27 protein-coding genes, 1 pseudogene and 1 riboswitch are annotated in these 25,918 nt (G+C 64.6%); of the genes and pseudogenes, 10 read left to right on the plus strand and 18 right to left on the minus strand.

Going from position 1 to position 25,918, the window contains the following annotated elements; translation table 11 throughout:
- Nucleotides 1-2 precede the first annotated feature (2 nt).
- From rpsA to miaB, 15 genes and pseudogenes are all read right to left on the minus strand, one after another.
- Nucleotides 3-1,682, minus strand: a pseudogene (gene rpsA, locus MUB52_RS03490) (30S ribosomal protein S1); the annotation flags it as partial.
- Nucleotides 1,683-1,834: 152 nt separating this feature from the next.
- Nucleotides 1,835-2,596 (minus strand): hypothetical protein, encoded by a 762-nt coding sequence (locus MUB52_RS03495; RefSeq protein WP_263842804.1) that lies wholly within the window; start codon nt 2,594-2,596, stop codon nt 1,835-1,837.
- Nucleotides 2,593-3,288 carry a VPLPA-CTERM sorting domain-containing protein gene (locus MUB52_RS03500; RefSeq protein ID WP_263842805.1) on the minus strand — a complete coding sequence of 232 codons (696 nt, stop codon included), beginning with the start codon at nt 3,286-3,288 and terminating at the stop codon, nt 2,593-2,595. The genes MUB52_RS03495 and MUB52_RS03500 overlap by 4 nt, the downstream gene beginning before the upstream one ends.
- A gap of 319 nt (nt 3,289-3,607) precedes the next feature.
- Nucleotides 3,608-4,153, minus strand: a complete 546-nt coding sequence (locus tag MUB52_RS03505; protein ID WP_263842806.1) for a polysaccharide deacetylase family protein — start codon at nt 4,151-4,153, stop codon at nt 3,608-3,610.
- 89 nt (nt 4,154-4,242) lie between these two features.
- Nucleotides 4,243-4,857 (minus strand): (d)CMP kinase, encoded by a 615-nt coding sequence (locus tag MUB52_RS03510; protein ID WP_263842807.1) that lies wholly within the window; start codon nt 4,855-4,857, stop codon nt 4,243-4,245.
- On the minus strand, nt 4,854-6,206 hold the full coding sequence (gene aroA / locus MUB52_RS03515; RefSeq protein WP_263842808.1) for a 3-phosphoshikimate 1-carboxyvinyltransferase: 1,353 nt from the start codon (nt 6,204-6,206) through the stop codon (nt 4,854-4,856). The genes MUB52_RS03510 and aroA overlap by 4 nt, the downstream gene beginning before the upstream one ends.
- Before the next feature lie 151 nt (nt 6,207-6,357).
- Nucleotides 6,358-7,050, minus strand: coding sequence for a tRNA (guanine(46)-N(7))-methyltransferase TrmB (gene trmB / locus MUB52_RS03520; protein WP_263842809.1), 693 nt, complete (start codon nt 7,048-7,050; stop codon nt 6,358-6,360).
- A 230-nt stretch (nt 7,051-7,280) separates the two neighbouring features.
- The gene (gene metK, locus MUB52_RS03525; RefSeq protein ID WP_263842810.1) at nt 7,281-8,462 is read right to left on the minus strand and encodes a methionine adenosyltransferase; all 1,182 of its coding nucleotides are present in this window, start codon (nt 8,460-8,462) and stop codon (nt 7,281-7,283) included.
- Between the two features lie 4 nt (nt 8,463-8,466).
- Nucleotides 8,467-8,517: riboswitch (SAM-SAH riboswitch) on the minus strand.
- Nucleotides 8,518-8,555: 38 nt separating this feature from the next.
- Nucleotides 8,556-10,040 carry an apolipoprotein N-acyltransferase gene (gene lnt / locus MUB52_RS03530; protein WP_263842811.1) on the minus strand — a complete coding sequence of 495 codons (1,485 nt, stop codon included), beginning with the start codon at nt 10,038-10,040 and terminating at the stop codon, nt 8,556-8,558.
- 47 nt (nt 10,041-10,087) lie between these two features.
- Nucleotides 10,088-10,987 carry a hemolysin family protein gene (locus MUB52_RS03535; protein WP_263842812.1) on the minus strand — a complete coding sequence of 300 codons (900 nt, stop codon included), beginning with the start codon at nt 10,985-10,987 and terminating at the stop codon, nt 10,088-10,090.
- 37 nt (nt 10,988-11,024) lie between these two features.
- Entirely contained in the window at nt 11,025-11,522 is a 498-nt protein-coding gene (gene ybeY, locus MUB52_RS03540) for an rRNA maturation RNase YbeY (protein ID WP_263842813.1), read from the minus strand.
- Nucleotides 11,522-12,538, minus strand: a complete 1,017-nt coding sequence (locus MUB52_RS03545) for a PhoH family protein (RefSeq protein WP_263842814.1) — start codon at nt 12,536-12,538, stop codon at nt 11,522-11,524. Before MUB52_RS03545 ends, ybeY begins: the two co-directional genes overlap by 1 nt.
- A gap of 152 nt (nt 12,539-12,690) precedes the next feature.
- Nucleotides 12,691-12,999 carry a hypothetical protein gene (locus MUB52_RS03550; RefSeq protein ID WP_263842815.1) on the minus strand — a complete coding sequence of 103 codons (309 nt, stop codon included), beginning with the start codon at nt 12,997-12,999 and terminating at the stop codon, nt 12,691-12,693.
- Nucleotides 13,000-13,011: 12 nt separating this feature from the next.
- On the minus strand, nt 13,012-13,602 hold the full coding sequence (locus MUB52_RS03555; RefSeq protein WP_404818181.1) for an OmpA family protein: 591 nt from the start codon (nt 13,600-13,602) through the stop codon (nt 13,012-13,014).
- A 170-nt stretch (nt 13,603-13,772) separates the two neighbouring features.
- Nucleotides 13,773-15,098: a tRNA (N6-isopentenyl adenosine(37)-C2)-methylthiotransferase MiaB gene (gene miaB, locus MUB52_RS03560; protein ID WP_263842816.1), complete on the minus strand. Its 1,326-nt coding sequence runs from the start codon at nt 15,096-15,098 to the stop codon at nt 13,773-13,775.
- A 112-nt stretch (nt 15,099-15,210) separates the two neighbouring features.
- On the opposite strand from miaB, the gene MUB52_RS03565 reads away from it, so the two are divergent.
- Nucleotides 15,211-16,080 (plus strand): glycosyltransferase family 2 protein, encoded by an 870-nt coding sequence (locus MUB52_RS03565; RefSeq protein ID WP_263842817.1) that lies wholly within the window; start codon nt 15,211-15,213, stop codon nt 16,078-16,080.
- Between the two features lie 149 nt (nt 16,081-16,229).
- On the opposite strand, the gene MUB52_RS03570 is transcribed toward MUB52_RS03565, so the two are convergent.
- Nucleotides 16,230-17,021 carry a phytanoyl-CoA dioxygenase family protein gene (locus MUB52_RS03570; RefSeq protein ID WP_263842818.1) on the minus strand — a complete coding sequence of 264 codons (792 nt, stop codon included), beginning with the start codon at nt 17,019-17,021 and terminating at the stop codon, nt 16,230-16,232.
- A 27-nt stretch (nt 17,022-17,048) separates the two neighbouring features.
- On the minus strand, nt 17,049-17,468 hold the full coding sequence (irr, locus tag MUB52_RS03575; protein WP_263842819.1) for a Fur family transcriptional regulator Irr: 420 nt from the start codon (nt 17,466-17,468) through the stop codon (nt 17,049-17,051).
- A gap of 196 nt (nt 17,469-17,664) precedes the next feature.
- Between irr and fabA the strand changes: the two genes are divergently transcribed.
- The 4 genes from fabA to MUB52_RS03595 are packed head-to-tail and all read left to right on the plus strand — an operon-like array spanning nt 17,665 to nt 20,636.
- Nucleotides 17,665-18,174, plus strand: coding sequence for a bifunctional 3-hydroxydecanoyl-ACP dehydratase/trans-2-decenoyl-ACP isomerase (gene fabA / locus MUB52_RS03580; RefSeq protein WP_263842820.1), 510 nt, complete (start codon nt 17,665-17,667; stop codon nt 18,172-18,174).
- A 38-nt stretch (nt 18,175-18,212) separates the two neighbouring features.
- A complete protein-coding gene (gene fabB, locus MUB52_RS03585) occupies nt 18,213-19,442 on the plus strand; it encodes a beta-ketoacyl-ACP synthase I (protein ID WP_263842821.1) in 1,230 nt (409 codons plus the stop codon).
- Between the two features lie 8 nt (nt 19,443-19,450).
- Entirely contained in the window at nt 19,451-20,242 is a 792-nt protein-coding gene (locus MUB52_RS03590) for an enoyl-ACP reductase FabI (RefSeq protein WP_263842822.1), read from the plus strand.
- Between the two features lie 58 nt (nt 20,243-20,300).
- Nucleotides 20,301-20,636, plus strand: coding sequence for a hypothetical protein (locus MUB52_RS03595; RefSeq protein WP_263842823.1), 336 nt, complete (start codon nt 20,301-20,303; stop codon nt 20,634-20,636).
- Nucleotides 20,637-20,645: 9 nt separating this feature from the next.
- Here MUB52_RS03595 and MUB52_RS03600 read toward each other — a convergent pair whose 3' ends face one another.
- Nucleotides 20,646-21,080: an FKBP-type peptidyl-prolyl cis-trans isomerase gene (locus MUB52_RS03600; RefSeq protein WP_263842824.1), complete on the minus strand. Its 435-nt coding sequence runs from the start codon at nt 21,078-21,080 to the stop codon at nt 20,646-20,648.
- A gap of 187 nt (nt 21,081-21,267) precedes the next feature.
- Between MUB52_RS03600 and MUB52_RS03605 the strand changes: the two genes are divergently transcribed.
- From MUB52_RS03605 to MUB52_RS03625, 5 genes are read left to right on the plus strand one after another with little or no spacing between them, the layout of a single operon-like run.
- Nucleotides 21,268-21,957 (plus strand): haloacid dehalogenase type II, encoded by a 690-nt coding sequence (locus MUB52_RS03605; RefSeq protein WP_263842825.1) that lies wholly within the window; start codon nt 21,268-21,270, stop codon nt 21,955-21,957.
- Nucleotides 21,954-22,778: an alpha/beta fold hydrolase gene (locus tag MUB52_RS03610; protein ID WP_263842826.1), complete on the plus strand. Its 825-nt coding sequence runs from the start codon at nt 21,954-21,956 to the stop codon at nt 22,776-22,778. Before MUB52_RS03605 ends, MUB52_RS03610 begins: the two co-directional genes overlap by 4 nt.
- Nucleotides 22,779-22,788: 10 nt before the next feature.
- Complete coding sequence (locus MUB52_RS03615; protein ID WP_263842827.1) at nt 22,789-23,793, plus strand: threonine ammonia-lyase; 1,005 nt, start codon at nt 22,789-22,791, stop codon at nt 23,791-23,793.
- Nucleotides 23,790-24,578 (plus strand): 3-oxoadipate enol-lactonase, encoded by a 789-nt coding sequence (gene pcaD, locus MUB52_RS03620; RefSeq protein ID WP_263842828.1) that lies wholly within the window; start codon nt 23,790-23,792, stop codon nt 24,576-24,578. Before MUB52_RS03615 ends, pcaD begins: the two co-directional genes overlap by 4 nt.
- A 13-nt stretch (nt 24,579-24,591) precedes the next feature.
- Complete coding sequence (locus tag MUB52_RS03625) at nt 24,592-25,917, plus strand: lyase family protein (protein WP_263842829.1); 1,326 nt, start codon at nt 24,592-24,594, stop codon at nt 25,915-25,917.
- Nucleotide 25,918 lies beyond the last annotated feature (1 nt).

A 25,918-nucleotide genomic window follows, 5' to 3' on the forward strand; every position in this document is an offset into this window, starting at 1 on the left:
ACTTAGTTGTCGCCCTTGTTGAGTGCGGCACCCAGAATATCGCCGAGCGATGCGCCGGAGTCGGAAGAGCCATACTGTTCCACGGCCTCTTTCTCTTCGGCAATCTCACGCGCCTTGATCGATACGCCAAGGCGACGCGCCTTGCTGTCGACGTTGGTGACGCGCACGTCGACCTTGTCGCCAACCGAGAAACGCTCGGGGCGCTGTTCGGCGCGGTCACGCGACAGATCGGACCGGCGGATGAAGGACTTCATGCCCTCGTATTCCACTTCGATGCCGCCGTCTTCGATCGCGGTCACGGTCACGGTCACGATCGAGCCGCGCTTCACGCCGCCAACCGCTTCGGCGAACTTGTCGCCACCCACGGCCTTGATCGAGAGCGAGATACGCTCTTTCTCGACATCCACTTCGGAGACCACGGCCTGAACCACGTCGCCCTTGCGGTAGTCCTGGATGGCCTCTTCGCCACGCTGGTCCCAGCTGAGGTCGGAGAGGTGCACCATGCCGTCGATGTCGCCGTCGAGACCCACGAACAGACCGAATTCGGTGATGTTCTTGACCTCGCCTTCGACCTCTGTGCCCTCGGGGTGCGTCTCGGCAAAGACTTCCCAGGGGTTGCGCATGGTCTGCTTGAGGCCCAGCGACACGCGGCGCTTGGCGCTGTCGATCTCCAGCACCATGACTTCCACTTCCTGAGAGGTGGAGACGATCTTGCCGGGATGCACGTTCTTCTTGGTCCAGGACATCTCGGAGACGTGCACGAGGCCTTCGACACCGGCTTCCAGCTCCACAAAGGCGCCGTAATCGGTGATGTTGGTCACACGGCCTGTGTGCACGGAATCGAGCGGATACTTTGCCCCCACCAGATCCCAGGGATCTTCCTGCAGCTGCTTCATGCCGAGGCTGATGCGGTGGGTTTCCTTGTTGATCTTGATGACCTGCACCTTGATCGTCTCGCCGATCGACAGGATTTCCGACGGGTGGTTGACCCGGCGCCACGCCATATCGGTCACGTGCAGCAGGCCGTCGACACCGCCCAGGTCCACGAAGGCCCCGTATTCGGTGATGTTCTTGACCACGCCATCCACGGTCTGCCCTTCGGAGAGGTTGCCGATGACCTCGGCGCGCTGCTCGGCACGGGATTCTTCAAGGATCGCACGGCGCGAGACCACGATATTGCCCCGACGACGATCCATTTTCAGGATCTGGAACGGCTGCTTGAGACCCATCAGCGGGCCCGCGTCGCGAACGGGACGCACGTCAACCTGGCTGCCGGGCAGGAAGGCCACGGCACCGCCGAGATCAACGGTAAAGCCGCCTTTGACACGGCCGAAGATGGCGCCTTCGACGCGCTCTTCATCCGCATAGGCTTTTTCGAGACGATCCCAGGCTTCTTCGCGGCGCGCCATCTCGCGGGAGATGACCGCTTCGCCGCGCGAGCTTTCGACCTGGCGCAGGAAGACTTCCACTTCGTCGCCCACGTCGATTTTCGGCGCTTCGCCGGGATCTGCGAATTCTTTGAGCTCGACGCGGCCTTCCATCTTGTAGCCGACATCGATAATGGCCTGGCCCGCTTCAATCGCGATCACCTTGCCTTTGACAACCGACCCTTCCTGGGGCGTGTCCATTTCGAAGCTTTCTTCAAGGAGTGCTTCAAACTCTTCCATCATGTTTGCCATATGGCGCGTGTTTCCTAACGTTGATGTTTCTGGCCGCGCGGTTGTCTCCGCCGGTCTTTGATGATGCGCACCTTTGGTGCGGCGGGTTGGTCAGTTGTGGCAACTCCAGACAAAAAACGAAGGGCCGGTGAAGGACCGACCCTGCTCGCCACTTGTCATACAGCCGTCACCGCTGCTTCGACGCCGCGTCTATACCCAAGATGACCCATGGGCGCAAGCGCAGAAGATGCAGGGCTGCGGCGCAGGCCGCAGAGCATCGCGAACGCGAAGAGCAAAAGGATCGCGCTGGCCGGGAGCGGTATGGCCGCAGGGCCATCGGGCGCGCCAGGCGACCCCCCGGTCACATCGAGCGTGGCGAAGTCGATGCTGTAGGCAAGGTTCATGCCGCCGTTCTCCACATCGGACAAAAGCTGCAGAAAGCCTGTGGTCATTGACCCAAGGGTGGAATCCGAGATCACCCCAAGATCGCTGCCGGAAAATATGCTGCTCTCCCCCTGGAAGCCGATCAACAACGTGTCGAGCGGGGCGGGCCCGCCAATCGGGTTTGCATAGACGATGACCTGATCCCGGTTGAGCGACGGCAGATCCGAAATCCCGAACCAGGCAACATCAGCAGACCACAGACCCAGAGAGCCGCCCCCCACTCCGATGGCCTCGTAGCTCAGCGACGTGATCGCGTTTGCGTGGTTGGAGGACGAGCCATTGTCCGGCTCATCCTGCTGCGAAACCGGCGGCACGCTCTCGTCGATCTCGATCACCACATCGAGGCGTGCGGGCTGTTCCGGGAAAGGGTTGGGCTGACCGTCGTAGTTCTCTGATTCCAGAACAGCGCTAAAACTGATCGTTTTTGCCGGCAGCGGCCCAGCAAATGCGAGCAGCGCTGCAGCAATCATCGCGGCTTTGAGACGGCATTTCATAGGTGGAACCGCCCGGTGAAGCGGCGGGCACGCCCGACCAGCGCCAGGGCACCCAGCCCGGCCACCAAAAGCGGCAAGCCCGCGGGAAGCGGCACGGGAGACGGGCGCGGGCCCGGTGGATCGGTCACCACAATGCTCTCGGATGTGATCGCGAAGCGCGCGCCAAAGGTGCTCTCGCCGATCATGAGGTTGATGTCGAGCCATCCCGTGGGCATCGCCCGCAAGGTATCTTGGGTGAGCTCATCGAGGCTGAGGCTGGACCAGCTGTCCGCTCCGCCTTCTAGGAGCATCTGCATACGGTTGAAGGGATCGGGCCCACTGATGGCATTAGAGAACAGCTGCACCCCATCGCCCAGCACATAATTCGCCATCTGCAGCTGGACATCGAAAGCGGACCACTGTCCCAACTTATCGCCGACAACGTCGAAAATCTCGTAGCTGAACGACTGGACAGCGGTGAGATAGGTCCCGGTCTGGCCGATCCCGCTGTCGTTTACGATATCGGGTGCTGCGACCTCCTCGACCTCGATGAAGACATCTATGAAGCCGGGCGTGTCTGAAAATGGTGTATCGGGGCCTTCGTAGTTGTAAAAATCCAGCGTTCCGGTGAAGCCGATGGTCTTGCTGGCAAGTGGCGTCGCGCAGGCGAAAAGCACCGCTGACAGCAGCGTTGATTTGAATGAAGGTCGCATTTGAATACTCGCGTTGATCAATGACACAGACGCGAAACAGGGACCCCGAGCAGCATCACCTCTGGACGACCCGACAAGGCCAGTCTCCTTGCGTAGGTCCAAACCAGCGGCCGAAAAACGAAGAAAAAACCGCGATTCAGCGTCTGGGGCCGTCCAGCCCCGGGACGCTAGGGGCGCGATCCTGAGGTGTCACGGTCGATGATGGTCGCGCAGGGTCCCTGCGTCGCCCGACCACTCTGACGGGATTGCTGCGCACTGACCAATCAAAGGCAGCCGCTCAGGCATAAGCTGGATTGATACGCCCCCTTGGGGTGGCGCGTCAGAGCGCCTGGCCTTTGCGCAGCTCGTCCAGCAGGTTCTGGTAGATCCCGTTGGAATCGCCCCCGCCGAAGACCTGCGCGCCGCCCGAATAGGTCTGGCCATAGGTGCGCGCCACATTCACGGTCTGCGCGATGGCGGACAGGAACTGGTCCTGCTCCAGCGGCGAGAGCGGATGGATGAAGACCCCCCAGAGCCGGCCCTGGGCGACCGCATAGCGCGCATCGAGCGCGGTGTCGAAATTGGCCTGCATCAGCCGCATCAACTCGGCTGCGTCGAGGCTGTCCGCCGAGCGGATCGGCACCATGGCGCGCATCCGATCAGCGCGCGGGTCGGCCACCACCATGACCGGGATATCCTGCACCGTGAACTGGATGGTGGCCCCGCGCATCTGCGCGTCTTCGTCAATGATCTTGATGATGCTCGCCAGGCGCTCCAGCGTCATCGCGGGTTCCGGCACGACCTCTGGCGCAGGTGTCTCACTCTCTTGTGCGAGGCTCAACGTGCCAAAGACAATCAATGTGAGCGCCAGAAAAAACCGTGCCATGGGAATGCCCTTTCGTCCAATCTATGACGTCAGGCTACGCGCTTGCCGCCTCAAACGCCAAGCACCCTTTGGTGAGGAGCCTGCAACACTTAAGGCAAGCGGGCCTCTATGATGGCAATTGCAGCAGCAATCGCGGCCTCGATGCTCATGTCGGAGGTGTCGATTTCGACCGCATCGCGCGCGGGCAGAAGCGGTGCTTCGGCGCGGTTGCGGTCGCGGGCATCACGCTCTTTCACATCCGCGAGCACCTGCGCGCGGCTGGTCGCGGCCCCGCTTGCGCTGAGCTCGGCAAAGCGGCGGTCGGCACGCACCTCGGGGCTGGCGGTGATGAAGAGCTTGGCCTCGGCCTCGGGACAGATCACCGTGCCGATGTCGCGCCCGTCCAGCACGGCGCCCCCGGCCCGCTGTGCGAAGCTCCGCTGGAAGTCGCGCAAGGCGGCGCGCACCTCGGGGATCACGGCAACCTTGCTGGCGGCCTGCGCCACTTCGGGGCTGCGCAACTCTTCGCCGGCCAGATCATCGGCCGTCAGCTCCCGCGCCGCGCGCGCCGGGTCCACCCCGAGCAGGACCTTTGCGCCCACCGCACGGTAGAGCAACCCGGTGTCGAGATGCGCAAAGCCGAAATGCGCGGCCACCGCCTTGGAAATCGTGCCCTTGCCGGCGGCAGCCGGGCCGTCGATGGCGATGGTGAAGGGTGCGCTCATGCGTTGCTGCGGGCGAGATGCGCGCCGAGATCGCGCATCAGCGGCTCGAAGATCGGGAAAGAGGTGGCGATCGGGCCGCCGTCATCCACGCTCACCGGCCTTTGTGCGGCCATCCCGAGGATCAGGAAGGACATGGCGATGCGGTGATCGAGGTGGCTGGCGCAGGTCGCCCCGCCCGGGACATTGCCGTGGCCGAGGCCCGTGACCGTCCACCAATCGGGGCCCTCGTCGACGGTGATGCCGTTGGCGCGCAGGCCCGTGGCCATGGCGTCAATCCGGTCGCTTTCCTTCACGCGCAGCTCTTTCACACCGCGCATCACCGTCTGGCCGTCAGCAAAACTCGCGACGACCGAGAGCACCGGGTACTCATCGATCATGCTGGCTGCGCGCTCGGGCGGCACTTCGATGCCCTTCAGATCCGGCGAGAAGCGCGCGCGCAGGTCCGCAACCGGCTCGCCGCCTTCAACACGCTCATTCTCGTAGGTCAGATCCGCACCCATCTCGCGCAGCGTGGTGTAAAGCCCGGCCCGCGTGGGGTTGAGCCCGATGCCGGGGACCAGCACGTCCGAGCCCGGCACGATCAGCGCAGCACAGACCGGGAAAGCAGCGGAGGACGGATCGCGCGGCACGTCGATCTTCTGCGGTGTGAGCTCCGGCTGCCCGGTCAGCGTGATGACGCGGCCCTTTTCGGTCTCTTCGACGGCGATCTCGGCGCCGAAGCCTGCGAGCATGCGTTCCGTGTGGTCACGCGTGGCTTCGGCCTCGATCACCACGGTCTTGCCGGGGGCGTTCAGACCTGCCAGCAGCACGGCGGACTTCACCTGCGCCGACGGCACCGGCACGGTGTATTCGACAGGGACAGGGTCAGCCGCCCCGACCAGCGTCATCGGCAGCCGCCCGCCCGCGCGGCCCACGGCCTGTGTGCCGAAGAGCGCCAACGGGTCGGTCACCCGCGCCATCGGGCGCCCGTTCAGAGAGGCATCGCCGGTGAAGGTCGCGGTGATGGGTGAGGTCGCCATCGCCCCCATGATCAGCCGCACGCCAGTGCCGGAGTTGCCGCAGTCGATCACCTGATCCGGCTCGGCAAAACCGCCCACGCCGACGCCATGCACCGACCAGTTGCCGCCGCCGTGATCCGTGACCTCCGCCCCGAAGGCGCGCATGGCCTTCGCGGTGTCCAGCACGTCCTGCCCTTCGAGCAGCCCGGTGATCTGGGTCTCACCAACGCAAAGTGCGCCTAGGATCAGCGCGCGGTGCGAGATCGACTTGTCGCCCGGCACCCGCGCCGCGCCTTTCAGCGGGCCACAGGGGCGGGAAGTCATCGGAATGGGGGTGCCGTGGCTGGACATGGGCGCTCTCGGGGTCGGTCGAATTTCGGCGCAGGCTTAGCGGCTGCGCGGGCCAGGGTCCAGCCCCAAGGCAGCGACGTTGTTTGACCAGAAACAGGAACGTCGCCGCTTTGGACCGAGGGCAGCCAGCTCAGGTTTCAAGCCCTATGATCTAGAGTTTACGGAAGGTCAGGTAGTGCGGCCTCCGCCCTTCCCGCAGCGCCTTTTGTTCATAACGGGTGGAGAGCCAGTCGTCCCACGGCTCACGCCAGTCAGCAGGACGCTCGGCCAGCCACTCAAACCCGTGCCGCGGCACCTGCTCCAGCGTCTGGCGCACGTAGTCTTCGATGTCCGTGGCCACCCGGAAGATCGCACCCGGTTTAAGCACGCGCGCCAGCGGCTCCAGATGCTCCGGCGTGACAAAGCGACGGCGATGGTGCCGCGTCTTGGGCCAGGGATCGGGGTAGAGCAGGAACGCGCGATCAATGGAGCCATCCGGCAGCACGTCGAAGAGGTCGCGCACATCCCCGGGATGCACGGCAAGGTTCGTGACCCCTGCCCGACGGATCTTGCCCAGCAGCATCGCCACACCGTTGATGTAGGGCTCTGCCCCGATAAGGCCGACCCTTGGGTTCCGTGCGGCCTGATGCACCAGATGCTCGCCCCCGCCGAAGCCGACTTCCAGCCAGACCGGCTTGCCGTCAAAGAGGGCAGCCAGATCGAGCGGCCTGCGCTGGGGGTTGGCCTCCCAGGAGACAGGACCGGGCGAGAGCGCATCGAGGTCCTCATCGAGATAGCCCTTTTGCGAGGCTTTCAGCGATTTGCCCTTGAGGCGACCATAGAAGTTTCTGCGGGGGCGTTTCATGCGGCGCGCTTTAGCCCGGACGGTCAGGTCATGCAACGGCGTGACCTCACGCTTCCGAACTTCTGCGCACAGTCACGATGCGCACCGGTGCGAGAGAAAAGGCCAGCATGGTCGAGATCGGAACGCCCGACGGGCGTCCGCCTCGAGGTGAGGCTGCAACCCAGAAGCCGCGGGCACCCCTTTCCATGACTCTCCTCGGACGGTGGAGGCAGACCGCTCGACCTATGGGGTCAGACTTCCGCCTTCAGCGCATCGACCAGATCGGTCTGCTCCCAACTGAAACCGCCATCAGTATCCGGCGTGCGCCCGAAATGGCCGTAAGCGGCGGTGCGGGCATAGATCGGTCTGTTCAGCTGCAAATGCTCGCGTATGCCCCGGGGTGTCAGGTCCATGGTCGCGCCAATCGCCTTCTCGATGGCGGCATCGTTCACCTCACCGGTGCCGAAGGTGTCGCAGTAGATCGAGAGAGGTTTGCTGACCCCGATGGCGTAGCTGAGCTGAATGGTGCACTTCCGCGCCATGCCGGAGGCAACCACGTTCTTGGCCAGATAGCGGGCTGCGTAGGCTGCGGAACGGTCGACCTTGGTTGGGTCCTTGCCCGAAAAGGCGCCGCCGCCATGCGGTGCCGCACCCCCGTATGTGTCCACGATGATCTTGCGCCCGGTAAGGCCCGCATCGCCGTCCGGACCACCGATAACGAAGGTGCCGGTGGGGTTGACCCACCACTCCGTCTCGGCAGTGATCCAGCCCTCCGGCAGAACCTCGCGGATGTAGGGCTCGACAATCGCGCGGATGTCATCGGAGGTCTGGCTTTCATGCGCGTGCTGCGTCGACAACACGATGGAGGTCACCCCAACGGGTTTGCCGTTTTCATAGCGCACGGACAGCTGGCTTTTCGCATCGGGCCGCAGGGTCGGCTCACTGCCATCCTTGCGCGCCTCGGCCAAGCGCCGCAGCACCGCGTGCGCGTAATGGATCGGAGCTGGCATGAGCTCGGAGGTCTCGTCGGTTGCAAACCCGAACATGATGCCCTGGTCTCCCGCGCCCTCGTCCTTGTTGTCGCGCGCATCCACACCTTGGGCGATATGCGCGGATTGCTCGTGCAGCAGGTTCGTCACCTCGCAGGTCGAGTGGTGGAACTTGTCCTGCTCGTAGCCTATGTCCTTGATGCAGGCGCGCGCGATCTCTTCGATCCGGCCCATGTGGTCCTTGAGCGCGTCGCGGTCGGACAGCCCCACTTCACCGCCGATCACGACGCGGTTGGTCGTGGCGAAGGTCTCGGCCGCAACCCGCGCCTCGGGCTCGGCGGCAAGGAACGCATCGAGGACCGCGTCTGAGATACGATCGCACACCTTGTCGGGGTGACCCTCCGACACGGACTCGGAGGTGAAAACATAGTTTTTGCGGGACATGAAATGCTCCATTACATTACAATGACGTCACGCCAGGAAGCCGTTGTAACGCCGTCGGCGCTGCATACGTGGCCGGGTGAGGAGCGTCAATCGCTATCTGACAGGTCTGCGTCGGAAGAGCGCGATCCCGAGACCGGCGAGCACCAACAGGACAAGCGGCAAATCGCCGGTGCGGCTGTAGAGCGTCGGCGCCTGCGGCCTGGGCAGCGGCGCATCGATGAACCCCGCAGCACCCATGGGCAGGCTGGCCAGGATCCGGCCATGCGGGTCGATCATCGCCGAGACGCCGGTGTTCGCGGCGCGCATCAGCGGCAGCCCCTGTTCGATCGCGCGCATCCGGGCCTGAGCAAGATGCTGGTAGGGGCCGATGTCGCGGCCGAACCAGGCGTCATTGGTGATCTGGACTATGAAATCCGGGCGCTGAGGCACCGCATTCACGTCATGGGCAAAGACAGCCTCGTAGCAGATCAGCGGCAGGCCACGGCCAAGGGCCCCAAAATCCAGCGTTTGTGGGCCCGGCCCGCGGCCGAATCCGATCGCCGAGACCTGCGCCAGCCCGGTCAGCCCGAGACTGTTGGCGACAGGTGCCAGCGGAATGTATTCGCCAAAAGGCACCAGATGGTGCTTGTCGTAGATCTGCGCTGGAACACCGGCAGCACCCAGCACCGCCATGCTGTTGAAGAGCGCAGCGGGCGTGCGGCGCAAAAGCCCAAGTGCGACCGGGCCGCCCTGCGCCGCGCCCGAGATCATCTCAAGCGCGCGGCCCGCATCCTCATAGGCCCAGGCGATCGCGGTCTCGGGCCAGACCGTCAAGGCGGGCTTCGCGCCGCCCGGCTCGGCTGGTGCGGCGGTGAACTCCAGTTGCCGATCGAAGAAGACCTGCGCGAAGTCCGGCTGCCATTTGAGATGCTGCGCCGCGTTGGGCTGAACCAGGCGCACCACATGGGGTGTGAGCGGCGCATCGGGCGCCGACGGCGGCAGGTAGAGGAGCACGACGGCGCAGACAAACACAATCACCTGGCCCCCCCGCATCAGGCGCCGACGCCCATAGCACTGGCGGAGCGACACGGCCCAGGCCAGCGACATCAGCCACAGGGTGAGGCCGTGCGGCCCCACCCAGGCCAGGGCCTGCCCCGCCGCACCGTTGACCAGTGCCTGCGCCGGGCTCGCCCAGGGAAATCCGGTGAGCACATAGGCCCGCAGAAGCTCTGCTGTGGTCCACGTCAGGATCAGGGGCCAGCCCGTGTGCGACACCCGCCGTGCCGCCCAAAACGCCGCCCCCCAGAACAGTGCCAGCCCGGTGCTCATGAAGAAGAGCGCGAAGGGCGCCATCCAGGCGTGCTTGTCGGGGTCGATCTGGAAGGGCTGCAGAATCCACACCAGAGTGGCGCAGAAGTAACCAACCCCGAAAGACCAGCCGATCAGAGCCGCCTCGCCCGCGCGCGTGTGGCACCCGAACATGAGAAACCCAAGCGACAGCACCAGCAGCAATGCGAGCGGCTGATCATAGGGCGCCTGCCCCAGCGCCCCCACGCCGCCCACAAGAGCCGCGAGGCCCATGCGGCCCCAGCGGGGCAAGCCGGCATACCACCTGAGCGGTTTTTCGACCCCGAATGCGCCCGGGGTCATCCGGGCGTGGAGGTCGGTGTGCGCACTCTCAACCGTTTGATCCGACGCGGATCGGCATCGAGCACTTCGAATTCCGGACCGTCGGGATGCACCACGACCTCACCGCGTGCGGGCACCCGGCCCGACAGCATGAAGACCAGCCCGCCGAGTGTGTCGATCTCTTCCTCGTCCACCTCGTCGTGATCTGTCAGCGACTGGCCGATCTCCGCCTCGAAGTCTTCAAGCGGCGTCTTGGCCAAAGCCAAGTAGCAGCCGGGCTTTTCTTCGGTCCAGAACTGGTCCTCGTCGACATCATGTTCGTCCTCGATCTCGCCGATGACCTGTTCGATCAGGTCCTCGATGGTCACCAGCCCGTCGACCCCGCCATATTCGTCGATCACCAGCGCCATGTGACGCCGCTCGGCCTGCATCTTGGTGAGCAGCACGCCGATGGTCATCGACGGGGGCACAAACAGAAGCGGCCGGAGCATTGCGCGCATATCCAAGGTGTGGCTGTCGCCATTGAACCCATGGGTGAGTGCGAGATCCTTCAGGTGCAAAAGCCCAATCGGCGTGTCGAGCGTGCCTTCGTAGACCGGCAGACGCGTGAGCCCGCTGTCCTTGAAGATGGTCACAACCTCTTCGAGGCTCGCAGTGGAAGGGATGGCCGTGATGTCCGCCTTCGGCACCGAGACGTCCTCGACCCGCATCCGGCGCAGGTTGATCATGCCGTGGGTCTGAGGACGCGCAGGCGCTATCTCGGTTGCGGGGGCATCGGTATCGGCTTCGCCCGGGCTGAGCGCACCGATCACGCGGCTGAAAAATCCGCCTGGTCTCGAAGCCTCCGGTTCTGGGGGGGTGTCTGGTCCGACATGCGCGCGCTGCGCTGCGTCAGATTGTCCGTCGTTGTCGCCCATTGGGTCCTGTTCAAGCGTGGCTCGGCGCGCGGGCCGATCAGATCCTATATGGGTCATCAAGACCCAGTTTGCCAAGTATTTCAACCTCGAGCGCCTGCATCAGCACGGCGTCGCGGTCGCGGATGTGATCATAACCCAAAAGATGCAAGATTCCGTGAACAATGAGATGCGTGGCGTGATCTTCCAGCGATTTGCCCAGTTCTTCGGCCTCGCGCGCGCAAGTCTCATAGGCCATGGCGATGTCGCCCAGCTCATATGTGCCGTCGAAGTCGGGCACCGGCGCGCGCGGGCGCTGCCCGGCCTCGCCCGCCGCAAGCGTATCCGATGGCCAGCTGAGCACATTCGTCGGGACCGGCTTTTCACGAAAGCTCGCATTCAGCACTTCGATGCGATCATCGTCGCAGGCCATGAGCGAGATATTCGACTCTTCGACCGGGATATCGAGGTGGCGCAGCGTCGCCGCTGCGGCCCGATGAGCCAGTGTTTCCAATGGGATACCGGCCCAGCCGCGCGCCTCGATCAGAACCTCCAGCATCAGGCGGGCGGGGTGTCGGCTTCATAGGCCTCGATGATCGCGGCGACCAGCGGGTGCCGCACCACGTCCTTCGACGTGAAGTAGTTGAAGCTGATCTTCGGGATGCTCTTCAGCAGCCGCTCGGCATCCGCCAGACCCGAGGACACGCCACGCGGCAGATCGATCTGCGTGCGGTCGCCGGTGACCACCATGCGCGATCCCTCGCCCAGCCGCGTGAGGAACATCTTCATCTGCATGGAGGTGGCGTTCTGCGCCTCGTCGAGCACCACAAAGGCATTGCTGAGCGTACGCCCGCGCATGAAGGCGAGCGGTGCGATCTCGATCTGTTTTTCCTCGATCAGCTTGGCGAGCTGCTTTCCGGGCAGAAAATCGCCCAAAGCATCATAGAGCGGCTGCATGTAGGGATCGACCTTGTCCTTCATGTCGCCGGGGAGAAACCCGAGCCGCTCACCCGCCTCGACAGCCGGGCGCGACAGGATGATCTTGTCCACGTGCCCGGAGATGAACATCGATACGCCGACGGCGACGGCCAGGTAGGTCTTGCCCGTACCGGCCGGGCCGATCCCGAAGGCCAGCTCGTTCTCGAAGAGTGACTGCACATAGGCTTTCTGCGCATCGGTGCGCGGCTCGACCCGCTTCTTGCGGGTCTGGATCTCGATACGGTCCCCAATGGGCATTTCCATCTGGTCGCCGTCCTGCAGGACCGTCGCATCCTCAAAGGGGCCCATGCGCAGCTCCCGGTCCACATCGCCCGGCTCGACCGCGCGCCCGCTTTCCAGCCGGGCATAGAGGGCGTGCAGGACCCGCATCGCATCGGTCTGCGCATCCGTGTCGCCGGCCACGCCGAGTTGGTTGCCGCGCCGCACGATCTGCACGCCGAGCGCTTTTTCGATCTGGGCAAGATTCACGTCATAAGGACCGCAGAGATCGATGAGGAGCCGATTGTCGGGGAATTCGACAGTACTGCCGGGCGTGGCGGTCAATGCGTCTGTCGGGCTTTGGTCGCTAACGGCCAATCGCTTTTCCTTGCACGAGGGGGTTCGCTCGACGGTGCCAATTCCACAGCGCGCGTGCAAGCGCAACCCTGCGTATTTTACAACTTTGAAACAAAAAAGGGCCGGGCACGCATAGGGCGCTCATGCGGGCACCACGTATGGGTCCTGGCGGGTCAGAACGGGTCGCCGATGATCTGGGTTCCGCCGCCCTTGAAGTCGCCGACAGTCTGGGTCGGCGCCGCGATGCCGGAACAGACCGGCTTGCCGGTTCGGCGGTCGAGGCGAGCCGAGAGATAGCCTTCGATGCCGTCATCGATGATCCAGTGGTCGCAGCCGTTGGGATCCACCCAGATGCCGGCCTGCAGATCGAGGAGGTCCTTGGAGTCGGGGCCGCGGTCGACACCTTTCTCGGAACTCAACTCGCCACAGGCGGAGAGCGTCAGAGCCCCGCAGGTCAGCGCAACAAGCGTGAAACGTGTCATCATCAATCCTCGTTACTTGATACAGGTGATTTCGACACGGCGGTTGCGCGCCTTGCCTTCTGCGGTGGTGTTGCTTGCGATCGGACTGCGTTCGCCCAAGCCACGCACATCCGAAATCGCAGCACCCGCGGTCCGGGCGATGTCAGCGACCGTGTTGGCGCGCGCAAGCGACAGCCGCATGTTGTAGGCATCCGATGCGTCACTGTCCGTGTGACCGGTGATAATGAAGGCGAGCGCATCGGATTGCCGGAAGAACTCGAGCAAGCTGGCCCGGCCTTCGGCGTTGATGCTGGCGCTGTCGGTGTCGAAGAACTGGTCCGAGCGGACCAGCGCGCAGACCGTGCCTTCGCGGCAGACCGGAATGCCCTGACGGGTCACATGCGGCGTCATGTATCCTTCCGCGCCGTCGTCCATCACCCAATGCTCGCATCCGTCCGGATCGACCCAGATGCTGGGCACATATTGGCCGCGATCAAGACCCTGCTGCGAGTCGCTTTGGGCAGCGACCATGCTGCCCTGGAGTGCCAGAACCGCGCTGAAGGCGGCGGCCGCGGCGATACCGCAGGGGTTGGAAAAACTGAACTTCACGGTCTCTTCCTTCATTCTTCACGCACCCGAACTCCGACGATCAGCGCCGCAGAGAACAAAAAACTTGCGTCACTTTGTCTAAATTCGAAAGTGTCTTCGCGCAAGAATGGGCCGATATTGTCCAGATCCGCGCACCACTGTGCCCTAAAAGGCCCTATTTCGGCTGAATTGTGGAAGGTTAACCTTTATGCGTGCCGGATCGCGGCCAAGGAATTGCGCTTGGCTTCGGTGATTCTGACCGGGACGATCTCGCCGATGTCCGCATCGGACTTTTCGATGTGCACCGCATGCAGGTATTCCGATTTGCCGACCATCTGACCCGGCACGCGCCCTTCCTTTTCGACCAGCACATGGGCGCGGCGGCCCACCATATCGGCCTGGATCTGCTGCTGCTGCCGCGTGATGAGCGCCTGAAGACGTTGCAGACGCTCGTCCGCCACCTCGGGGTCCACGTGCGGACGCTCTGCTGCCGGGGTGCCCGGGCGCGTGGAGTACTTGAAGGAATAGGCATAGCCGTAGTTCACCGCTTCGATCAGATCGAGCGTGGCCCGGAAATCCTCTTCCGTCTCCTCCGGGAACCCCACGATGAAATCACCCGACATGAGGATGTCGGGCCGCGCCGCGCGGATCCGCTCGATCAGGCGCAGATAGCTTTCGGCGGTGTGGCTGCGGTTCATGCGTTTGAGGATCCGGTCGGAGCCGGACTGCACCGGCAGATGCAGATAGGGCATGAGCTTCTCGCAGGCGCCGTGGGCCTCGATCAGATCGTCGGTCATATCGTTGGGATGCGAGGTGGTGAAGCGGATACGTTCGAGCCCGTCGATCTCGTTGAGCGCCCAGATCAGCTGCGCAAGGCTCTGCTCCGATCCGTCGGGACCCACGCCATGATAAGCGTTCACATTCTGGCCCAGCAGGGTGATTTCGCGCACGCCGCGCTCTACCAGGTCCCGGGCTTCGTCGAGCACGCGGGCGACCGGGCGGCTGGTCTCGGCGCCCCGGGTGTAGGGCACCACGCAGAACGCGCAGAACTTGTCGCAGCCCTCCTGTACGGTCAGAAAGGCGGAAGGGGCACGCCGCGCCTTGGGCCGCGTCTTGAGGCGGTCGAACTTGTCCTCCTCGGGAAAATCCGTGTCCAGCGCCTTTTGACCTTGCCGCACCCGGGCCTCCATCTGCGGCAGGCGGTGGTAGGACTGGGGCCCGACGACCAGATCGACAGCCGGTTGACGGCGCATGATCTCTTCGCCTTCGGCTTGCGCGACACAGCCCGCAACGCCGATCTTCAAGTCGGGGTTGGCGGCTTTCAAGGGCTTCAGGCGCCCGAGTTCGGAGTAGACCTTCTCAGCCGCCTTTTCGCGGATGTGACAGGTGTTGAGCAGGATCATATCCGCCTCTTCGGCCACATCGGTCTGCTCGTAGCCCTGCCCGCCCAGCGCTTCGGCCATGCGTTCGCTGTCATAGACGTTCATCTGGCAACCATAGGTCTTCACGAAGAGCTTCTTGGGTGCGGTCATGGGATCTGTCCGGGTCAGGAGAGGGTTGCGGCGGTGCTTATCAGCGGGCGCCGCAGCTTGCAATAAACCCCGACTTAACCGATTCTGCGGCAGAGAGCCACGCGGAGCATCCATGCAGCACAAAACCCTGACCGACTTCCTGAGCTCAGCCCGGAACTCCCTGCAAGGGGGGGCCGTGGCGATGGTGTTCGTGGAAGACGCGGCCGAGGTTGCATCGACCCTGCGCCACCATCAGCAAATCGGCTTCGCGACGATCGTCGTCTTCATGCCTGATGCGCTGACGCTGCCGCGCGATCTGCAGGACACGGCGCACCGGATCGATTTCGATGCAACCGCAGACGGCGCGGTGGAGGCTGCGGTCAACAGCGTCGCGGCGGCGGCTCCGGGCACGTGGATGTATTACTGCTACAACGCAGAATACCTTTTCTTCCCCTTCTGCGAAACCCGGACGGTTGGCGAGATGCTGGCCTTCCACACCGAAGAGCGCCGGGATGCGATGCTCACCTATGTGGTGGATCTGTACGCGGACGACCTTGGCGCGCACCCTGATGCGGTTTCGCTCGACCGGGCGCATCTGGACCGCTCGGGCTACTATGCGCTTGCCCGCAAGGATCCTTCAGAGAACTGGGCGCCCAAAGAGCGGCAGCTGGATTTCTTCGGCGGGCTGCGCTGGCGTTTCGAGGAACATGTGCCCTATCACCGGCGCAAGATCGACCGGATCGCCCTGTTTCGCGCCAAGCCCGGTCTCGAACTGCGCAGCGACCACACCTTCTCGGATGAAGAGTACAACACCTTCGCCTGCCCCTGGCATCACAACATCACAGCGGCGATCTGTTCGTTCCGAACCGCGAAGGCCCTGAAATCGAACGCCGGCAGCCGGCATCGGATCGAGACGTTCAAGTGGCACAACTCGGCACCCTTCGAATGGCACTCGCGTCAGCTGCTCGACCTGGGGCTGATGGAGCCGGGGCAGTGGTTCTGAGGATGCGAGAGGTGGCCTGAAGCCCACCTGACCTGCCTGCTCCGCAATCGGGAGCCTTTTGTCCCCTCGATCGGACAGCAATCGTCGCCCATCGCGTTGGCTCACCCGAAATTGGGCAGGGATCGGCGCTTCACGTTCGCCGCGACAGGCTAGAGCAGCATCGGAAACCAGTCGGTTCGCAGGCGCATGCCCGCTGTCATCCCGTGGCCCGGAAACGGCGGCGACGTCGGGCCGGGGCGCTCCACGTAGCGCGCATCGTCGCCCAGCAGTCGCAACGAGAAGGCGCGCCGGCGCCGGGACGCGGTATTGCCACGTGCGCCATGCAGCACGCGATAGTGGAAGGCAACGGCATCGCCCGGTTCCATCGCGAATTCGCGGATCTCCATGCCCTCTGCATCCGGATCAGGAACCGCGATATAGGTATCGCTGTCAGGATAGAAATTGGTCTCGGCCAGCCAGCGGGTTGGCAGCACGGGTTTGGGCCAGAGGTGCGAGCCCGCGACACAGCGCAGCGTGGCGTCGGTCACCGGGTCGAGCGGCGCCCAGAAGCTGACCGTCTGCTGCCCCTCGACGAAGTAGTAGGGGCTGTCCTGATGCCACGGGGTTGGTTTTGTCGTGCCGGGCTCTTTCACCAGGACGTGGTCGTGGAAGAGCTGCACCGTCCGGCTTTGCATCAGTTCGGCCGCCACCTCCGCCACCGCGCGGTCTCGAATGACGGTTTCAAACTCCGGGATCCGCTGCCAGTTGCAGTAGTCGTCGAAGAAACGGCCCGCCTCGTGCGTGTGCAGGTTCTCGGCGGCGTAAGGGCCGGGCTCTGCGAGGTTCCGCGCCACACCGGCCCGCAGGGTCTCGACGTGTTGCGCGAAAAGGCCGGGGATCATCACCACACCGTCCCGCGCGTAGGTCTCGACATCATCTTGGGAGAGCGGGGACTGCGCCATCTGAGAACGAATCGCCAGAGACGGCGCTCAGGGCTTGCGGCGCAAGCGGATCACCACATCGACCGAGGCAATCTCCGCCCCTTCCGGCGCGTCCGGCAGCTGGGCAATCACAAGCTGGTCGGAAGGCGCATCGGTCAGCTTGTCTTCGTCTTCCCAGAAAAAATGCGGATGATCGTGGGTGTTCGTGTCGAAGTAGCTTTTGGCGCCGTCGACCGTGACCTCCTGCATCAACCCGGCGTCGCAGAAGGCGCGCAACGTGTTGTAGACGGTCGCGAGCGAGACCGCCTCGCCCTGCTTCTTGGCCGCCTCAAAGAGGCTTTCAGCGGTCACATGGCGGTGCTGACCGTCACCAATGAGCAGCGTCGCGAGGGCGACGCGCTGCCGGGTTGGCCTGAGGCCGGCTTTGGCAAGCCAGCTTGACCCAATGGTCTGTTGCGCAGGTATCATGGCACGCTCTTGTTACGTCTTTCTAGTCATATAAGGCGCAAGAGGGGGTGTTTTCAATTGGATTTCGGCGATTTGGTCACGCGCACGTGCCGGATTGCGCGGCTGCGGCCGCCGTGGCCCACGCTCTTGCGAAGGCCGCGAACGCGATGCTAGAGGAGTTTGACGAAAAAGAATGCCGAGCAGGAGAGGCGCCGATATGGGCCAGTACGCCACCACATTCGACAAGGACGACCTGCTGAAATGCGCGCGCGGCGAGCTGTTCGGGCCGGGGAACGCGCAGCTTCCCGAGCCGCCGATGCTGATGATGGACCGGATCACCGACATCTCAGAAGACGGCGGGCCAAATGGCAAGGGGCATGTGGTGGCCGAATTCGATATCACGCCGGATCTGTGGTTCTTCGACTGCCACTTCCCCGGCAATCCGATCATGCCGGGCTGCCTGGGCCTCGACGGTCTGTGGCAGCTCACGGGCTTCAATCTGGGCTGGCGCGGCTGGCAGGGACGCGGCTATGCGCTCGGCGTCGGCGAAGTGAAGCTCACCGGCATGGTGCGACCCGACCGCAAGATGCTAACCTACTACGTGGATTTCACAAAAGCCGTGCAGACCCGGCGCTTGACAATGGGGGTCGCGAATGGCCGGGTGGAAGCGGATGGGGAAACCATCTATCAGGTCACGGATATGAAGGTTGCCCTTTCCGAAAGCTAACGCTCGGCAGGTGAACTGAGAACATGAAGGAGAGCGCCATGCGCCGCGTCGTCGTGACAGGGTTGGGCATCGTCTCATCCATCGGGAACACCGCCGAAGAGGTTCTGGCGTCACTGAAATCCGGCACCAGCGGGATCGTGGCGAGCCCGGAGATGGCGGAGCACGGGTTTCGCAGCCAGGTGGCCGGCACGCTCAAGCTCGACGTGAAAGAGCATATCGACAAGCGCACCCTCCGCTTCATGGGGCCAGGCGCGGCCTATGCCTACATCGCGATGAGCCAGGCGATTGCGGATGCAGGGCTGGGTGAGGATGTGATATCGCACCCGCGCACCGGGCTTGTGGCGGGATCGGGCGGGCCCTCGACAAGCGCGATGCTGACCGCGCATGAGGTCGTGAAGAGTAGCGGCGCCACCAAGCGCATCGGGCCCTTCGCGGTGCCGAAGTGCATGTCATCGACCGTGAGCGCCAACCTCTCGACGGCCTTCAAGATCAAGGGCATCAACTATTCGATCACCTCGGCCTGCTCGACCTCGCTGCACTGCATCGGCAACGCGGCAGAGCAGATCATGCTGGGCAAACAGGATGTGATGTTCGCAGGCGGCGGAGAAGAGCTCGACTGGACGCTCTCCTGCCTCTTCGATGCCATGGGCGCGATGTCGTCGAAGTACAATGACACGCCGGACAAGGCCTCGCGCGCCTTCGATGAGAACCGTGACGGCTTCGTCATCTCGGGCGGCGGGGGCATCGTGGTGCTGGAGGCGCTCGATCACGCGCTGGCACGAGGCGCCCAGATCTACGCAGAAGTCACCGGCTACGCCGCGACCTCGGATGGTCACGACATGGTGGCCCCCTCCGGCGAAGGCGGCGAGCGAGCAATGAAACTGGCGCTCGACACCCTGCCCGAGGGCCGCAGTGTCAGCTACATCAATGCGCATGGCACGTCGACCCCGGCAGGCGACCAGCCGGAGATCGAGGCCGTGCGCCGCGCCTTTCAAGGCCAGGCGCAGCCGCCGGTCAGCTCCACCAAATCCATGACCGGCCACAGCCAGGGCGCGGCAGGCGCACAGGAGGCGATCTACTGCCTGCTGATGCTCAAGGAGGATTTCATCGCACCTTCGATCAACGTCGAGACGCTCGACCCGGCGTTCGAAGCGTCGGAGATCGCAACGGACCTGGTTGAGAACGCGGGGCTCGACTCCGTGATGACGAACTCCTTCGGTTTTGGCGGCACCAACGGGTCGATGATCCTGTCGAAGTATCTCGGGTAAGAGGGCTCATGTCTGGAATATTGAACGGAAAGCGCGGGCTCGTCATGGGCGTGGCAAACGACCGCTCCATCGCCTGGGGCATCGCAAAGGCCATGGCCGAGGCCGGTGCGGAGCTGGCCTTCACCTACCAGGGCGACGCTTTCGGCTCGCGGTTGAAGCCGCTCGCCGAGTCCGTTGGCTCGGATTTCATGGTCGATGTGGATGTCACCGACGATGCCTCGCTCAGCGCCGCGTTCGAGCAGCTGGGCGCGCGCTGGCCCACCATCGATTTTCTCGTGCATGCGATCGCCTTCTCCGACAAGGCCGAACTCACCGGCCGGTTCCTCAATACCAGTCGCGAGAACTTCAAGCGGACGATGGACATCAGCGCCTATTCGCTGGTCGAGGTCACGCGGCGCGCGCATCCGCTGATGGTCGAGAACGGTGGCACGGTGCTGACCCTCACGTATCAGGGCAGCAACACGGTTGTGCCGAATTACAACGTGATGGGCGTGGCCAAAGCCGCGCTGGAGAGTGCAACGCGGTATCTGGCGAACGATCTCGGCCCCGAGGGCATTCGCGTGAACGCGATCTCGCCCGGGCCCATGAAGACGCTGGCCGGAGCCGCCATCGGCGGCGCGCGACGGACCTACAAGTTCACTGACCAGAACGCCCCGCTGCGCTCGAACGCGACATTGGAGGCCGTCGGTGGGACAGCCGTCTATCTGGTCTCGGATGCAGGGGCGTGCACAACCGGCGAGATCATCCGCGTCGACGGCGGCTATCACGTGCTTGGCATGCCGCAGGTCGAGCATCTCTGACGCGGCAGAGCCCGCACCGCGCCCCACTGATGCCATATTCCACCGCTAGCAGGGAGGCATGTTTACTTACGTCGATTCCCGCACGCTGCGTCAGGCGCGCTACATCCGGCGGGCGGCCCGCGCCCGTCTCTATGCCTGGCTGCTGATGCCGGTGACCGGTGCCGCCTTCGCCGCGGCCATGTGGTCCGACCCGGCGCTGCAACCCAAGCTGCAAAGCGGGCTCGACGAGATCACGCCGATTGTCTCTGCGATGATGGCTGGCGATTTCCGGGCGGAGGACGCCCAGCAACTGCAAGACGCGGCCTTGCAGAAAGCGGCGGAGCTGAATGCCAAGCTCGCTGGCCTGCCTGTGGCGCGCACCCCGATCAACCGCCCCGACGACAGCGGCGGCTGACCTGCGCGTTCACTCTTCCGAAATCGACATCACCTCGATATCGAAGCTCAGATCCTGGCCCGCGAGCGGGTGGTTCGCATCGATCGTGACCGTGGCGTCATCCGCCGCAACGACCATGACCTGCATGGCCTGCCCTTCCGGTGTCTCAACGTTCAAGAGCGTGCCGATGTCGAGCGGTACATCGTCGGGGATGCCTTCGCGTGGCACCGCCTGCCGCATCTGCGGGTTGATCGGGCCATAGGCGTCGGCACAGGCCACCTCGACGGTCTTCTTCTCGCCCAGCCCCATACCCGGCAGGGCCGCATCGAGCCCCGAGAGCACCTGCCCCGAACCGACCACGAACTGCAAGGGGTCCCGCCCCTCGGAGCTGTCGAACGTGGTGCCGTCGGCCAACGTTCCGGTATAGTGAATGCCCACCGTATCGCCCGTTTTCACCTGGGTCATAAAAGCTCCGATCATCAATTTGGGAATGGATGTGCGAGGCCGCGCGCTCCGCGCAGGTACTCCTGAGACCGCGCCAACCTGCCCGGGGTGCCTGCCCAAGTAAAGCTGAAAATCTCTGCGATTGGGCCTTTTCGCCCGGACGCGGGCGTGACAGTCTTGACGCAAGAGGTTTCAGAAAGGGCCGCCTATGCCGATCACGACCTGTGTCTTTGACGCATATGGCACACTCTTCGACGTGGCCGCGGCCGCCCGCCAAGCCGCCGGTGCGCCGGAGTTCGCACAGCTGGCGGAGAGCTGGCCGGCCCTCGCCGAGCATTGGCGGCTGAAGCAGTTGCAATACACCTGGTTGCGCGCCGTTACCGACGATCACTGCGACTTCTGGCAGGTCACGCAGGACGGCCTCGACTGGGCCCTGGAGAAAACCGGGCTGCACGGCGATCCGGCACTGCGCGACCGGCTGCTCGCCCTCTACCGCGAACTGCAATGCTACCCGGAAGTGCCGCAGATGCTGGAGCGGATCAAGGCGCAGGGGCTGGCCACCGCGATCCTCTCGAACGGATCGCCTGACATGCTGCGGAGCGCTGTCGCATCGGCCGGGATCGAGACGCTGCTGGATGACACGCTGTCGGTCGAGAGCGTCGGCGTCTTCAAGCCTCACGCCCGGGTCTATGATCTGGTTGGCAAGCGGTTCGGAACTGACCCGGAGGAGGTGCTTTTCATTTCGTCGAATGGCTGGGACGCGGGCTGTGCGACAGGCTACGGGTTCACCACGGCCTGGGTGAACCGCGGCGGCGATCCGGTTGATCGCCTGCCATGGACACCCGAACACATCCTCAGTGATCTCACGGGCATCCCGGACCTGGTGGGGGGCGCATGAGCAAATTCCGCACCTCCGACAAGCTGTCGCTCCACTACACTGACGAAGGCAACGGGTTGCCCGTTCTGTGCCTGGCCGGGCTGACGCGCACCACCCGCGATTTCGATTATGTGACGCCGCATCTGGGCGATGTGCGGCTGATCAAGCTCGACTACCGCGGGCGCGGCAAGTCGGATTGGGACAAGGACTGGAAAAACTACAGCCTGCCCGTTGAGGGCCGCGACGTCCTCGAACTGCTCGATCATCTGGGGCTCGATCAGGTGGCGGTCCTCGGCACGTCGCGGGGCGGGCTGAACGCGATGGGGCTTGCCATGGCGGCGAAGGAGCGGCTGCTGGGCGTCGCCCTGAACGACATCGGCCCGGTGATCGAGCCAGCCGGGCTTGCCTTCATCTCCGGCTATCTTGGTCGCGCCCCGGTGGCCAAGACGCTTGTGGATGCCGCGCGCGCCATGGAGAAGACCTATACCGGGTTTCATGACGTACCGTTCTCCCGCTGGATGGAGGAGGCCGAGAAGCATTTCACCCAGACCAAAGCGGGCCTCGAGATCACCTATGATCCGCATCTACGCTCGGCGGTGGAGGCGGGCGGGGCGCAAGCCGCCCCTGACCTCTGGCCCTATTTCGATGCGCTCGAGGGCCTGCCGCTGGCTGGTATCCGCGGTGAAACCTCCGACCTGTTGAGTGAAGCCACCTTTCTGGAGATGCAGCGCCGGCGCCCCGACATGATCGCGGTCACAGTGCACGGGCGCGGGCATATCCCCTTCCTCGACGAACCCGAGGCGGTGGCCGCGTTGCAGACCTGGATCGACGCGATGCGATGAGGGAGCAGTGATGAACATCGACATGATCAGAGCCGCCGCCACCCGCCTCGAGGGCCATGCTCGCCGGACCCCCCTGCTGTCGTCACCGTTTCTGGATGAGATTGCGGGGCGCCGGGTCTGGATCAAGCCAGAGTGTCTGCAACATACCGGCAGCTTCAAGTTTCGCGGCGCCTGGTCGGCCGTCTCCGCGCTGTCAGAGGCAGAGCGCGCCCACGGTGTGATCGCCTTTTCCAGCGGCAATCACGCGCAAGGGGTGGCGCTGGCGGCCAGGGCCCACGGCGTGGCTGCCGTCATCATCATGCCGCAGGACGCGCCTGCCGTGAAAATCGGCAATACGCGGGCTTTGGGCGCCGAAGTCGTGCTCTACGACCGCGCCGGCGGAGAGGACCGCGACGCCATCGGCGCCGAGATCGTCGCCGACCGCGGCCTCACGCTCATCAAGCCCTACGACGAACCGCAAGTCATCGCCGGGCAAGGCACCACCGGCCTGGAGATCGCCGCGCAGGCCAGCGAGGTTGGCGTCACCGAGGCCGATGTGATCGTCTGCTGCGGCGGGGGCGGCTTCTCCTCCGGGATCGCGCTGGCCCTCGAAGAGGCAGCCCCGGGCCTTCGCGTCCGCACCGCCGAGCCGGAGCATTTCGACGATGTGGCACGCTCCTTGGACGCTGGTGAGGTCCAGCGCAATGCCCGGCTGTCCGGCAGCCTCTGCGACGCGATCATCACACCGGAGCCCGGGGTGCTGACCTTCCCGATCCTGAAGCGGCTCGCCGGGCCCGGCTTTGCGGTGACCGAAGACGAAGCGCTGCGCGCCATGGCGCTGGCCTTCGACCGGCTGAAACTCGTGGCGGAGCCCGGTGGGGCCGTGGCGCTGGCCGCCGCGCTGTTTCACGCCGACAAGATCGCCGGCGCGGACGTGATTGTCACCATCTCGGGCGGCAATGTGGATCCGGATGTGTTCCAGCGCGCGCTGGCGATGCAGCCTCAGAGCCAGCAGACCCGGGGAGATGCCGCATGAGGATGCTCGACCTCGGAGATATCCGCCTGCACTACCGCGATGAAGGGCCCGCGGACGCGCCGCCGGTGGTCTTTGCCAATTCGCTGGGCACCGACATGCGGCTCTGGGATCCGGTCCTGCCGTTGTTGCCGGACGGGCTGCGCCTGATCCGCTTCGACAAGCGCGGGCATGGCCTCTCGACCTGCCCCCCCGCCCCCTACACGATGGGCGCGCTGATCACCGACACCGAAGCGCTGCTTGATCATCTGGGCGTGCGCGACTGCGTCTTTGTCGGGCTCTCCATCGGCGGCATGATCGCTCAGGGGCTCGCGGTCAAACGGCTCGATCTGATCCGGGCGATGGTGCTCTCCAACACGGCAGCGAAGATCGGCACGCCCGAGATGTGGTCGGAGCGGATCGAGGCGGTGCGACAGGGCGGTATCGAGGCTCTGGCCGATGCGGTGATGGAGCGGTGGTTCTCCAAGGACTTCCGGGCCACGACCGAGCTGGAGCTCTGGCGCAACATGCTGACCCGGCAGGAGGACGCAGGCTACATCGGCTGTTCTGCCGCGATCTCGGGCACCGACTTCTACACCACGACGGCCAGCCTGCGCTTGCCGACGTTGGGGATTGCCGGGGCCGAAGATGGCTCGACCCCGCCCGACCTGGTGCGCGAGACGACGGATCTGATCCCCGGCAGCCACTGCCATGTGATCCGAAAGGCCGGGCATCTGCCTTGTGTCGAGCAGCCGCAGGAGTACGCTGCGGTGCTGACACAGTTCCTGCGCGATACCGGCCATGTCTAGGGTGCGCTGATCCGTGGCCGCCAGCGTTTTCGACAGCCCGCTACATGCGCAGCTCTTCCCGACAGGAGAGACCGGCCGGCTGTTCTCCGACAGTGCCGCGCTGCGGGCGATGCTGTTGGTCGAGGGGGCGCTGGCCAAGGCGCAGGGCGAAATGGGCATCATCCCCGACATCAGCGCGGCCGCCATCCATCGCGCAAGCCTGGAGATCCAGATCGACCCTGGCGCGCTGGCCGAGGCCACCGGCCAGAACGGGGTGAGCGTGCCCGGCATGGTCGCCGCCGTCCGCGCCGAGATGAGTGCTCCGGAGCACGCGCAATATGTGCATTGGGGCGCAACATCGCAGGACATCATCGACACCGGGCTGATGCTGCGGCTGCGCCAGGTGCTGGCGCTGGCCGAGGCCGATCTGAAGCGCCTGCTTGGCGCGCTCGCGGATCAGGCCGAGGCCCATGCCGCTTTGCCAATGGCAGCCCGCACCTATGGACAACACGCAACCCCAACCAGTTGGGGGGCCGTTCTGGCAAGCTGGGGCGGACCTTTGCTGGACGCGCTCATCGCGCTCGACGCGCTGCGGGCCAGCAGCCTTTGGGTGTCGCTGTCCGGCGCGGCAGGCACGAGCGCCGCTCTGGGCGATCGGGCCCCTGCCCTGCGCGCCGCACTGGCGGAGGGGCTTGGCCTGCACGACCCTGGCCGCAGCTGGCACACGGATCGCGCACCACTGCTGCGCATCGCAGCCTGGATGGCGCAGATCACCGCCGCACTCGCGACGATGGGACAGAGCCTGATCGGACTTGCGGCGAGCGATACGGGTGAGGTCACACTTGGTATGGCTGGTGCTTCCTCCACGATGCCGCAAAAACAGAACCCAGTCGCGGCATCGGTGCTGGTGGCCCTGTCGCATCAGACGGGTGGGTTTATGAGTGGCCTTCAGACCGCCTCGGTGCACAACCACCAGCGCGATGGCGCTGCATGGTTCGCGGAATGGATGCTGGTGCCGCAGATTGCACTGAGCGCTGCCGCCTCCCTCCAACAGGCGATCGCGGTTGTGAAAGACCTTCAGCCCGTACCCAGACGTATGGCCGAGAACATCGAAGGCGGCTTGGGGCTGGCCCACGCCGAAGCACTGAGCTTTGCCTTGGCCGAACGGATGCCCCGGGCCGAGGCGCAGGCGGCAACGAAAGCACTGTGCCGTGAGGCCGTCGAGACGCGCACACCCTTGGCTAAAGTCGCGGCGCGGCAGCATGCCGATCTGCCCGCCGGACTCTTCAAGGCCGAGGCACAGCTTGGCCAGGCGCCCGCAGACGCACGGGCGTTCACAGCCCGCGTCCGGGCGCTCTGAA

Source organism: Roseobacter sinensis, assembly GCF_025755255.1.
Taxonomy (GTDB): Bacteria; Pseudomonadota; Alphaproteobacteria; order Rhodobacterales; family Rhodobacteraceae; genus Roseobacter; species Roseobacter sinensis.